The following is an 11,310-nucleotide window of genomic DNA, read 5'->3' on the forward strand; positions in this document are numbered from 1 at the left end:
CGCGCCCGAGCGCCTCGCCGGTGCGCCGCAGCCGCCGCAGGGGCTGCACCGGCACCCTGGCGACGGCTGGGTGGCGTGCGAGGACCACCGGCACTGGGGCCTGTTCGGGGCGGCGGGCCTGCTGGTCGCCCGGCGCGACGCGACGGGCCGGGTGACGGACGTGGTGCTCCAGCACCGGGCCCTCTGGTCCGACCTGGGCGGCACCTGGGGCATCCCGGGCGGCGCCCTCGCGCCGGACGAGGAGCCCCTCGCCGGGGCTCTCCGCGAGGCGCAGGAGGAGGCTGCCGTGGACCCCGCCGCCCTCCGGGTCGTCGGCTCCTCCACGCTGGAGCATCCGGCGTGGCGGTACACCACGGTCGTCGCCGAGGTCGCACCGGGTGCGACGGTCCGTCCGGCCGCGGCCGACCAGGAGAGCCTCGAGGTGCGGTGGGTACCGGTGGACGAGCTCGCCACGCTGCCGCTCCTGCCGGCCTTCGCCGAGGCGCTGCCTGGCCTCCTGGCCCTTCTGGACGACGACGGGTCGGCGCGCGGCGAGCGACCCGCGTCGGCGGCGGGTTAGGGTCGAGCAGTGCATATCCGGCTTACTCCCGTCGAGGCCCTGGGCCTCGCGAAGCTCAGCGGCCAGGCGCCGCCGCCCGTCATCACCTCGGTCGCCGGTGACGGCGACGTGCTGCGGGTCGTCCTCGACCTCCGGCGCCTGGACTCCCTCCCCGGGCCGCTGCGGCTCGCCGTGAAGATCGCCCCCATCGTCCGGGCGGACGTGCGCGTCGAGTCGTTCACCCGCGGCGTGGCCACGCTCGCCGTCGAGGCCAACGCGGCCGGCCTGCCCGCCCACAAGCTGCTCAGCCTCGCGGCCGCCCCCATCGAGCAGGCGCTGGCCCAGCAGGGCCTGCCGCCGGGGGTCGTGGACGTCCAGCCGGACGCCCGCATCGCCGTGGACGTGGAGCGCCTGCTCGACGCGCGGCTGCCCGGCCTGACCGTCAGCTCGCTGCGCGTCCAGGACGGCCAGATCCTCGTGGACGGCACGGTCACCTGACGGCTGCCGGGACACGCCCGGCGGTCAGTCAGGTCAGGGCGCGGCCACCCTCGCGTCGAGGACCCGCGCGGCCTCGGCGATCGACCCCGAGAGCGAGGGGTAGATCGTGAAGGCCGACGCGACGTCGTCGACGGTGAGGTGGTTCTGGACCGCGAGCGTGACCGGGAAGATCAGCTCGGACGCCCGGGGGGCCACGACCACCCCGCCCAGCACCACCCCCGCCTCGGGGTGCGCGAACAGCTTCACGAACCCGTCCCGCATGCCCAGCATCTTGGCGCGCGGGTTGCGCGCCAGGGGCAGCGTCGTGGTGATGTAGCGGGAGCCCTGGGCCTTGAGGCGCTCCTCGCTGTACCCGACGGTGGCGATCTCGGGCGCCGTGAAGATGTTGGCGGCCACCGTGCCGAGGGCCAGCGGCGACACTCCCCCGCCCAGCGCGTGGTGCATCGCGATGCGGCCCTGCATGGCCGCCACGGACGCGAGCGGCAGCACCCCGGTGCAGTCGCCGGCCGCGTAGACGCCGCGCGCCGAGGTGCGGGAGACCTTGTCCACCACCACGTGGCCCGACGCCGACAGGCGCACCCCGGCCTCCTCCAGACCGAGGCCCTGGGTGGAAGGCACGGCGCCCACCGCGATGAGGACGTGCGACCCGTGGACCACCCGGCCGTCGGCCAGGGTCACCGCCACGCCGTCGGCGGTGCGCATCGCCGACTCCGCCCGGGAGCGCGACATGACGGTCATGCCGCGGGAGCGGAACACGCCCTCGAGCAGCTCGGCCGCGTCCTCGTCCTCGCCCGGGAGCACACGGTCGCGGCTCGACACCAGGACGACGTCGGCCCCCAGCGCGTTGTAGGCCCCCGCGAACTCCGCGCCCGTGACGCCCGAGCCCACGACGATCAGCCGCTCGGGCAGCTCGGTGAGGTTGTACACCTGGGTCCAGGTGAGGATCCGGTCGCCGTCGGGGACGGCGGTGGGCAGGGTCCGCGGCGTGGCGCCCAGGGCGAGGAGGACGGCGTCGGCCTCCAGGGTGCGCGTGCCGCCCTCCGCGAGGTCCACGACGACGCGCTCCGGGCCGTCGAGGCGCCCCGTGCCCGTCACGACCTCTACGCCCTCGCGCTCCAGCCGGCCGCGGATGTCGGCGCTCTGCGCCGCCGCGAGCGCCAGGACGCGCGCGTTGACGGCGCGGAGGTCCACGAAGTGCTTGAGGTCCGACGCCGGACGGGTCGCCCCGGGCGTGCCCGGGGCCCCGGGCGCCGGGGAGGGCGCCAGCTGGGGGCTCACGACGGGGATGTTGCCTGTGGCGAGGCTCACGGAGACGTCTCCGGCGAGGTCCAGCTGGTCGGGCATCCGGATGCCGAGCTCGGGCGCGCGGTCGGCGATGGTCATCCACTCGGCGGTGGCGATCAGCGTCTTGGAGGGCACCACGTCCGTGAGGACCGCGGCACCGCCCACACCCTGGCGTTCCACCACGGTGACCCGGGCGCCGAGGCTGCGGGCCACGAGCGCGGCCTCGTAGCCTCCGGGGCCTCCTCCGACGACGACGACGTGCGTGGGGGTCTCGGTGTTCTCGGCGCTCACGGACCCCATTCTGTCAGGCCGCCGGAGGACAGCGCCGCCGCCGTGATGCGGATAACCTCGGAGCATGACCACCGCACCTTCCCTGGACGACCCCGCCACGGACCCGTTCGAGGTGGCCCGCGAGGCCGCCGAGTTCATCGCCGCGAAGACCGGGGTGCCCGGCCACGACGTCGCGCTCGTGCTGGGCTCCGGCTGGGGCGGTGCGGCGGAGCTGCTGGGTGACGTGGTGGCCGAGATCCCCACGGCGGAGATCCCGGGCTTCACCAAGCCCGCGGTGGGCGGGCACCTGCCGGTGACGCGCTCGATCCGGGTGGAGCGGGCGGACGGCTCGACGCGCCACGCGCTGGTCCTCGGCTCGCGCACTCACCTCTACGAGGGGCACGGCCTGCGCCGGGTGGTGCACGGCGTGCGGACCGCCGCCGCGACCGGGGCCACCACGCTGGTCCTCACCAACGGGTGCGGCGGGCTCCACATGGCGTGGCGACCGGGCCAGCCCGTGCTGATCCGCGACCACCTGAACCTGACCGGCCAGTCCCCGCTCGAGGGCGCCACGTTCGTGGACATGACGGACGTCTACACGCCCCGCCTGCGCGACCTGGCACGGACGATCGACCCGGACCTGCCGGAGGGCGTGTACGCCCAGTTCCGCGGGCCGCAGTACGAGACGCCGGCCGAGGTGCGGATGGCGGGTGTCCTGGGCGCCGACCTGGTCGGCATGTCGACGGGCCTGGAGGCCGTCGCGGCCCGGCAGTGCGGGCTCGACGTCCTCGGCATCTCGCTCGTCACGAACCTCGCGGCGGGGATCAGCCCCACGCCGCTCTCGCACGGGGAGGTCCTGGAGGCGGGCGCGGCGGCCGGCCCTCGGATCAGCGACCTGCTCGCGCGCATCGTCAAGCAGCTGTGATCTCGCCGCGCCGAGGAGGTCGGACCGTATGACGTCCAGCATCCCGCTCGACACCGACGCGCCGGGTTCCGACCCGCGCGATGACGTCCAGGGCCTGATCGACCGCGCGGAAGCGTGGGCACGGTCCGACGTCGACGAGGACGACCGCGCGGAGCTGCGGGCGCTCCTGGACCGGGTGACGCACACCCCGCCGTCGGTCCGCAACGCCGACGCGGCGGTGGACCCGTCGTTGCGCGACCCACGGCCCGCGCGGGTGCACGCCGCCGCGCTGGCCGAGCTGCGCGACCGGTTCGCGGGGTCCCTGCAGTTCGGCACGGCGGGGCTGCGGGGCGCCATGGCGGCGGGCCCCAATCGCATGAACCGGGCTGTCGTGATCCGGGCCGCCGCCGGGCTCGGGGCGTACCTGTCGTCCGCGCTGGACGGGCAGGACGGCGCCCCGCGCGTCGTCGTGGGCTACGACGCGCGGTACCGCTCGGCGCAGTTCGCGGAGGACACCGCGGCGGTGCTCACGGCGGCCGGTGCCGAGGTGCTGCTGCTGCCGCGCCCGCTGCCCACCCCCGTGCTCGCGTTCGCCGTACGGCACCTCGACGCCGACGCGGGGGTCATGGTCACCGCGAGCCACAACCCCGCGGCCGACAACGGGTACAAGGTCTATCTCGGCGGCCGCGCCGTCACCGACGCCGGGCAGGGGGCCCAGATCGTCCCGCCGTACGACGCGCGCATCGCCGAGCGCATCGCCGCCGCCCCGCCCGCCGCCGACGTGCCGCGGGCGGGGTCCGGCTGGACGGTGCTGGGCCGGGACCTCGCGGAGGCGTACCTCGCGTCCGTGGCCGCCCTCGCCGCCCGGACCGACGGTCTCGCGACGGGCGGGCCCCGGTCGCTCCGCATCGTCACCACCTCGTTGCACGGCGTGGGCGGCGTCGTCCTGGGGCGGGTGCTCGCCGACGCCGGCTTCCGCGACGTGGTGCCGGTGGAGGAGCAGCTCGACCCGGACCCCCGCTTCCCGACCGTCACGTTCCCCAACCCCGAGGAGCCCGGGGCGATCGACATGGCGCTGGCCGTGGCGCAGGACTGCGCGGCCGACGTCGTGCTGGCGAACGACCCGGACGCCGACCGGTGCGCCGTGGCCGTGCTCGACCCCGCCGTGGGGGCGTACCGCGGCCCGGAGACCGCACGGTCGCAGGGCTGGCGCATGCTGCACGGCGACGAGGTGGGCGCGCTGCTCGGCTGGGAGGCCGCCACGTTCGAGGCGGCGAGGGTCCGGGCCGGCGGTCCGGGCACCGAGGCCGGGGTGCTGGCGAGCTCCGTCGTGTCGTCCCGTCTCCTGGGCGCGATCGCCGCACGCCACGGGCTGCGCCACGCCACGACGCTGACCGGGTTCAAGTGGATCTCGCGCACGCCCGGGCTCGTGTTCGGCTACGAGGAGGCGCTGGGCTACTGCCTCGACCCCGCCCACGTCCGTGACAAGGACGGGCTGTCCGCGGCGGTCAGCGTCGCCCTGCTCGCCGACCGCCTCAAGGCGGAGGGGCGCACGCTCCTGGACGCGCTGGACGACATCGCCCGCGCCTCCGGCCTGTACGTGACGGACCAGCTGTCGGCGCGCTTCGACTCCCTGGACGACATCACGGGCACCATGTCGCGTCTCCGTGCTACCCCGCCGCGCACCCTCGCGGGCGCGGGCGTCGCCCGGGTCGTGGACCTCTCCGCGGGCTCCGACGGGCTCCCTCCCACCGACGGCGTGGTGCTCGTCGGCGCCGACGACACGCGGGTGATCGTCCGCCCGAGCGGCACCGAGCCCAAGGTGAAGTGCTACCTGGAGGTGGTGACGGCCGTGCCGTCCGACGCGACGACGGACGCCCTGGGCGAGGCGCGGGCGGAGGCCCACCGCAAGCTGGGGCGCATCAAGGACGACCTGCGGGCGGCGCTGGGCATCTAGCGGGCACAGGTTAGGCTTGCCTCACCATGACAGAGAACCCGGTACCCGAGGTCCGGCGCCGCAAGGGCGTGCCCACCACCGCGACGGTCACGCGCGCACGTCACGTGACACCGCACATGATCCGCGTGACGCTCGGCGGCCCTGCTCTCGCGGCGCTCGGCCCGCTGCCGTTCTCCGACCGCTACGTCAAGCTCGTGCTCGGCGAGCTCGAGGACGGGCGCCCGCTCCTGCGCGCCTACACGGTGCGCGCGGTGCGCGGCAGCGGCGAGGCCACGGAGTGGGACGTGGACGTGGTGGTGCACGGCACGGGCGACGCGCTCGAGGGCGTGGGCGGGCCGTGGGCCGCCGGGGTCCGGCCGGGCGACGAGGTCACGTTCCTGGGCCCCGGCGGCGAGTACGCCCCCGGGGCGGACGCCGCCTGGCACCTGCTGATCGGCGACGAGTCGGCCCTGCCCGCCGTCGCCGCGTCCCTGGAGGCGCTGCCCGACGGCGCCGTGGCGCGCGCGTTCGTCGAGGTGGAGGACGCGGCCGAGCGTCAGGAGCTGACGCTGACGGGCGACGTGCTCGTCACCTGGGTCCACCGCCGGGACGGCGGCGACCTGGCCACGGCCGTGCGCGCGGCGCACACCGCCGGGGCGCTGCCGGAGGGCGTGCCGCAGGTCTTCCTGCACGGTGAGGCAGCGTGCGTGCGCGACCTGCGCCGCTGGGTCCGCACCGAGCTGGCGGTCCCGCGGGAGCAGCTCTCGGCTTCCGGGTACTGGCGCCGGGGGCGCTCCGACGAGGGCTGGCGCGCCGAGAAGCCGGAGTGGAAGGCGGCCGTGGAGAGGGATGACCTAGCACTGGTCTCGGCCCACTAGGATTCGACCTACCGAGTGCGCATTCCTGAGGGCCACGCCGGGGCGTGGCGCACCAGGGGTGCGCACTTCGTCGTGTGCGAGGACAACGGGTGCGACCCAGGCTCTAGACGCCTAGAGTCAGGCTCGGACACGTGATCGCGAAGGCCCCGGAAAGCCCGCAGATCCGTAACTCATTCCCGTAACGCGTCTGCCGTACACTCGCGCCACCGTGAGCCCCCGACCCGGGACGACGGACCTGTCCACACCGACTTCGCAAGGAGAAGCCATGTCCCCTGTCAGCCGCCGTCTCACCGGGTTCCACACGAGTGAGGAGGCGCACGCGGCGCTCAGTCATGAGGCCGCCGAGGGTGCGCTCGACACCCTCCAGCACACCGAGCACCACGCCACCGAGCTGCGTCCCGTCACGCCGTCGGACCAGGAGTCCTGGACCGCCGCCAAGGAGGAGAACCGGCAGCCGCGCGAGGCGTGGTCCGCGCCGAACCGCTCCTGGGACAAGCCCTTCGTCGAGGTCGTCGAGACCCCCACGAGCGACGTCCTGATCACCCAGGCGATCCGCCGGGGCCTCCCGCTCGACGAGGCCGTCGCCACCTCGGTGCGCGAAGCCACCGGCATCAACGCCGCCGAGTGGCGCGCGCTCTGCCACTCGCTCGCCGCACAGCCGGCCACCCGCAGCGCCGGGGTGGTGGGCTCCGCCCTCCTGGCCCAGCGCTCCGGCCTCCGCGACCTGGCGTGGGACCTGCTCTCCTCCCTCGAGGAGGACGACGCGGCCCGCCTGGCCCCTGCCGAGTACCTGCGCGCCGGCATCGCCTCCCGCGACCCGCGTGCCGTCCCGGTGGCCACGCGCTGGCTGGAGACGGGCGCCGTGAGCGACCCGGCCGTCCTGCTCGAGCTCGCCCGCCTCTTCTTCGTGGCCGACGAGTACACCCTCGCCCAGGGCGCCGTCGACGCGGCCCGCAAGGCACCCGGCCTGAGCGACGGCACCGAGGCGTCCCTCGACTACCTGGAGCCGTGGATCCGCAAGGCGGCCTACCCGGCCCCGGCCCCGCGCATCCCCGCCGGCCAGGTGTCGTTCGCCGTCATCGACTACAAGGCTCCCGACGAGGTGGTCTCGTCGAGCAACATCGGCGACAACGTGCAGACGGTCGCGAGCCTCGGCCACCTGGTGCGCCACGAGGGCCTGCGCCTGCACGGCGACCCCGAGGTCACCGAGCCCGTGTCCTTCCTCGCCGGCCGCGTGCGACCCGAGCTGAAGGTGGCCGGTCCCGGTGCCGACGTGCACCTCACCGTGGTACAGCGCGACGTGACCTACCTGGACTCGGTGCCCGAGAACACGTGGATGCTTGCCTTCGGCTGGTACATGCACAACCAGTTCGACCTGCGGTTCGGCTTCCCCTTCCACGAGAACCTGAACCCGATCTTCGTCTCGTTCCATGTGAACAAGTACGCGATCCTCACGCCCACCGCCGTGGACTACCTCAAGGCGCACGGCCCCATCGGCTGCCGGGACTGGACCACCGTCCACCTGCTCCTGAACGCGGGCGTCCCGGCGTTCTTCTCGGGCTGCCTCACCACCACGGTGAGCACCGTGTTCCCCGCCGAGCACGCGGCCGCTCCGGCGGACGCCCCGCGGGTCTACGTGGACACGGCGGCGCCGAGCATCGACGACGCCGTGGTCACCCACTCCTACCCCGAGGTGCGGAGCGCGTCGTTCAGCCGCAACCTCTACGACGCGGTGGCGCTGCTCGACTCGTACCGGACCGACTACTCCAAGGTCGTCACGTCGCGCCTGCACTGCTTCCTCCCGGCGTGGGCCATCGGCGCCAACGTCGACTTCACGCCGAAGAACAACGCCGACATCCGCTTCGCCGGGCTCCTCGACGCCACCGAGGAGGACCGCCGGGCCATGCAGTCGCGGATCCGCGACCTGGTCGCGCCCGCCATGAGCCGCATCCTCGCGGGCGCGTCCCGTGACGAGGTCTACGCGGTCTGGCGCGAGCACACCGCGGCGCTGGTCGAGCACGCGCGCCGCGTGCACGCCGAGCCGGTCCAGGCACCCGTGGCGTCGTTCGACGTCCACGCCGCCGTGGAGAACGTGCGCGCTACGCGGGTGCGGGTCGAGGCGAGCCGGCCGCGAACCGGCGAGCCGGTCAACGTCGCCGTCGCCCTCGACGGCAACCTGCGTTCCCAGATGGAGGTGGTCGTGGGTGGCGTCGTACGCCACACGGACCGCCCCGTCCGCGTCGTCGCCCTGACGCGCGAGCACGGCGCCGCGGACCACGCCCGCCTGGCGGCCCTCTTCCCCGAGGTGACCTTCGAGTGGTTCGCCTGCGACGACGTCGACTACGGGTCCGTGCTCGGCATGCTCAAGCACATCACCGTCGCGACGATGGACCGCCTGCTGCTGCCGGAGCTCCTGCCGCACCTCGACAAGGTGCTGTACCACGACCTCGACGCCCTCGCGGTCACGGACCTCACCCCGCTGTACGACACCGACCTGGGCGGGGCGCCGCTCCTCGCGCGCCCGTCGATCTCGTACAACTACCGGCACGGCATCGGCAACGTCATCCGGTCCACGCGCCTGCTGCGCCACGACCCGGCCGCCGCGCGCGACCTGGTCCGCAGCACCACGCAGCGGCACCGGCACGGCTTCCGGGGCTTCAACGCCGGGATCCTGCTGCTCAACCTCGCGGTCATGCGCGCGGACCGCTTCACGGCGGAGTTCGTGCCGTACGCGGAGCGCTACGGCCTCAACGACCAGGACATCCTCAACGCCTACGCGGGCTCCCGGTACCTCGTCATGGACGACCGGTGGAACGCGTGGCCCACGCAGGAGGTCGTGACCGAGCCCGCCCTGGTCCACTGGGCCGGACCGGTCAAGCCGTGGAGCACGGAGAACTACATCCACCTGCGGCAGCATTGGCAGGAGGCCGAGGGCTACGTGGCGGAGCGCCGCGCGACCCGCTGACACAGCTCAACGCCGAGACAGTGCGTTCGTCCGGACGGACGGACGCACTGTCTCGGCGTTGCTGCGCTCAGTAGCCGGCGTCGCCCGTGGCCGACGTCGCACCCGGCTGGGCCGCGCCGCCGTCGGGCGCGTCGAAGCCGTCGAGGACCGCAGCGGTCCCGGACAGCCCGAGGCGCGTGGCGCCCGCGTCGACCATGGCGAGCGCGTCAGCGAGGGTGCGGATGCCGCCGGATGCCTTGACCCCGAGCCGCCCGCCCACGGTCTCCGCCATCAGCCGGACGGCGTGCACCGAGGCGCCACCTGCGGGGTGGAAGCCCGTCGACGTCTTGACGAAGTCGGCGCCCGCGGCCTGGGCCGCCCGGCACGCACCGACGATCTCGTCGTCGGTCAGCGCTGCCGACTCGATGATCACCTTGAGGATCTTGCCCGCCGGCACGGCCGCCCGGACAGCAGCGACGTCGGCCTGCACGGCCTCGAAGTCGCCTTCCTTGGCCGCGCCGACGTCGATGACCATGTCGACCTCGTCCGCGCCGTCAGCGACCGACTGCGCCGCCTCGTACGCCTTCACGGCGCTGCGGTGCTTGCCCGAGGGGAACCCGCACACCGTGGCGACGGCGAGCCGCCCGGCCGCCGTGGACACCGCGTGCGCGACGAACGTGGGCGAGACGCACACCGAGAAGACCCCGAGGGCGGCGCCCTCTTCGACGAGGGCCGTGACGTCGGCGGTGGTGGCCTCCGGCTTGAGGAGGGTGTGGTCCACGAAGGCCGCGAGGGTGGGCCGGTCCAGCGTCATCGGACCGCCCCCTGCACTGCCTGGTAGCCCGGGACGATCACGTCGTCGACGAGCGCCCGGCGCTCGTCGTGGTGCATGAACGCGCTCCAGGCGGCGGTGACGGTGACGTCGACCAGGTCGTCGATGGTCCAGCCGGCCTCGGCCACCAGCAGCTCCATCTCGTGCGACATCGAGGTGCGCGACATGAGCCGGTTGTCGGTGTTGAGCGTGACCGCGAAGTCCAGCTCCTTGAGCCGGGTGATCGGGTGCTTGGCGATCGACTCGGCGGCACCGGTCTGCAGGTTGGACACCGGGCACAGCTCGAGGGCGACCTGGTGGTCGCGCACCCAGTGCGCCAGCGGGCCGAGCTCGGCGTAGCCGCCGTCGGAGTCGCCGTCGGCCTCGTCGCCGTCCAGGACGAAGGCGATGTCCTCGATGAGGCGCACGCCGTGCCCGATCCGGTCCGCGCGGCCGAGGTGCACGGCCTCCGCGATCGAGTCGAGTCCCGCGGCCTCGCCCGCGTGGATGGTCACCGGGAAGTTGTTCCGGGCCAGGTAGTCCCAGATCTCGGCGTGGCGCGACGGCGGGAACCCGTCCTCGGCGCCCGCGATGTCGAAACCGACGACGCCGCGGTCGCGGTACGCGACCGCCAGCTCCGCGATCTCCTGCCAGCGGTCGGCGTGCCGCATCGCGGTGACGAGCTGGCCCACGCGGATGATGCGGCCCTCGGCCGCGGCGAGCGCGATGCCCTCGTCGATGCCCGCCTGCACGGCCTCGACGGTCTCCTCCAGCGACAGGCCCTTGGCCAGGTGCTGCTCGGGAGCCCAGCGCTGCTCGGCGTACACGACGCCGTCAGCCGCCAGGTCCAGCACGGCCTCACGGGCCACGCGGGCCAGGGAGTCGGCGGTCTGCATGACCGCGATGGTGTGGTCGAAGGTCTCGAGGTACCGGACGAGCGTGCCGGAGTCGGCCGCCTCCTGGAACCAGGTACCGAGCGACTCGGCGTCGGTGGCGGGCAGGGTGTGCCCCACCTCCTCGGCGAGCTCCAGCACGGTCTGCGGGCGCAGGCCACCATCGAGGTGGTCGTGCAGCACGACCTTCGGCAGGGCGCGGATGGTGTCCGCCGTCGGGCGCGAGCCCGTGGCGACGTCGAGCGTGGTCATGCGACCAACCTACCCGGCGCCGGGGGGCCCCCCCCCCCCCCCCGGGGGGGGGGGGGCCGGGGGCCCCCCCCCCCCCCCCCCCGCGCGGGGGGGGGCGCCCCC

The 11,310-nt window shown here is 74.4% G+C and carries 9 protein-coding genes; 6 read left to right on the plus strand and 3 right to left on the minus strand.

Annotation, left to right across the window (positions count from 1 at the left end):
- Window positions 1-43 precede the first annotated feature (43 nt).
- Window positions 44-559 carry an NUDIX domain-containing protein gene (locus AC060K_RS09190; RefSeq protein WP_483765224.1) on the plus strand — a complete coding sequence of 172 codons (516 nt, stop codon included), beginning with the start codon at window positions 44-46 and terminating at the stop codon, window positions 557-559.
- Between the two features lie 9 nt (window positions 560-568).
- A complete protein-coding gene (locus tag AC060K_RS09195) occupies window positions 569-1,036 on the plus strand; it encodes a hypothetical protein (RefSeq protein ID WP_483765132.1) in 468 nt (155 codons plus the stop codon).
- 33 nt (window positions 1,037-1,069) lie between these two features.
- Here AC060K_RS09195 and AC060K_RS09200 read toward each other — a convergent pair whose 3' ends face one another.
- Window positions 1,070-2,611 carry an NAD(P)H-quinone dehydrogenase gene (locus AC060K_RS09200; RefSeq protein ID WP_483765133.1) on the minus strand — a complete coding sequence of 514 codons (1,542 nt, stop codon included), beginning with the start codon at window positions 2,609-2,611 and terminating at the stop codon, window positions 1,070-1,072.
- Window positions 2,612-2,675: 64 nt separating this feature from the next.
- On the opposite strand from AC060K_RS09200, the gene AC060K_RS09205 reads away from it, so the two are divergent.
- From AC060K_RS09205 to AC060K_RS09220, 4 genes are all read left to right on the plus strand, one after another.
- On the plus strand, window positions 2,676-3,515 hold the full coding sequence (locus AC060K_RS09205; RefSeq protein ID WP_483765134.1) for a purine-nucleoside phosphorylase: 840 nt from the start codon (window positions 2,676-2,678) through the stop codon (window positions 3,513-3,515).
- Between the two features lie 28 nt (window positions 3,516-3,543).
- Complete coding sequence (locus tag AC060K_RS09210) at window positions 3,544-5,451, plus strand: phospho-sugar mutase (RefSeq protein WP_483765135.1); 1,908 nt, start codon at window positions 3,544-3,546, stop codon at window positions 5,449-5,451.
- Window positions 5,452-5,477: 26 nt separating this feature from the next.
- Window positions 5,478-6,308, plus strand: a complete 831-nt coding sequence (locus AC060K_RS09215; RefSeq protein WP_483765136.1) for a siderophore-interacting protein — start codon at window positions 5,478-5,480, stop codon at window positions 6,306-6,308.
- Window positions 6,309-6,573: 265 nt separating this feature from the next.
- Entirely contained in the window at window positions 6,574-9,273 is a 2,700-nt protein-coding gene (locus AC060K_RS09220; protein ID WP_483765137.1) for a glycosyltransferase family 8 protein, read from the plus strand.
- Between the two features lie 67 nt (window positions 9,274-9,340).
- Here the strand turns inward: AC060K_RS09220 and deoC are convergent, their stop codons facing one another.
- Both deoC and AC060K_RS09230 read right to left on the minus strand, forming a co-directional pair.
- Complete coding sequence (gene deoC, locus AC060K_RS09225; protein WP_483765138.1) at window positions 9,341-10,066, minus strand: deoxyribose-phosphate aldolase; 726 nt, start codon at window positions 10,064-10,066, stop codon at window positions 9,341-9,343.
- Window positions 10,063-11,208: an adenosine deaminase gene (locus AC060K_RS09230; protein WP_483765139.1), complete on the minus strand. Its 1,146-nt coding sequence runs from the start codon at window positions 11,206-11,208 to the stop codon at window positions 10,063-10,065. The genes deoC and AC060K_RS09230 overlap by 4 nt, the downstream gene beginning before the upstream one ends.
- Window positions 11,209-11,310: the final 102 nt, after the last annotated feature.

The organism is Antribacter sp. NEAU-D49, assembly GCF_057158775.1.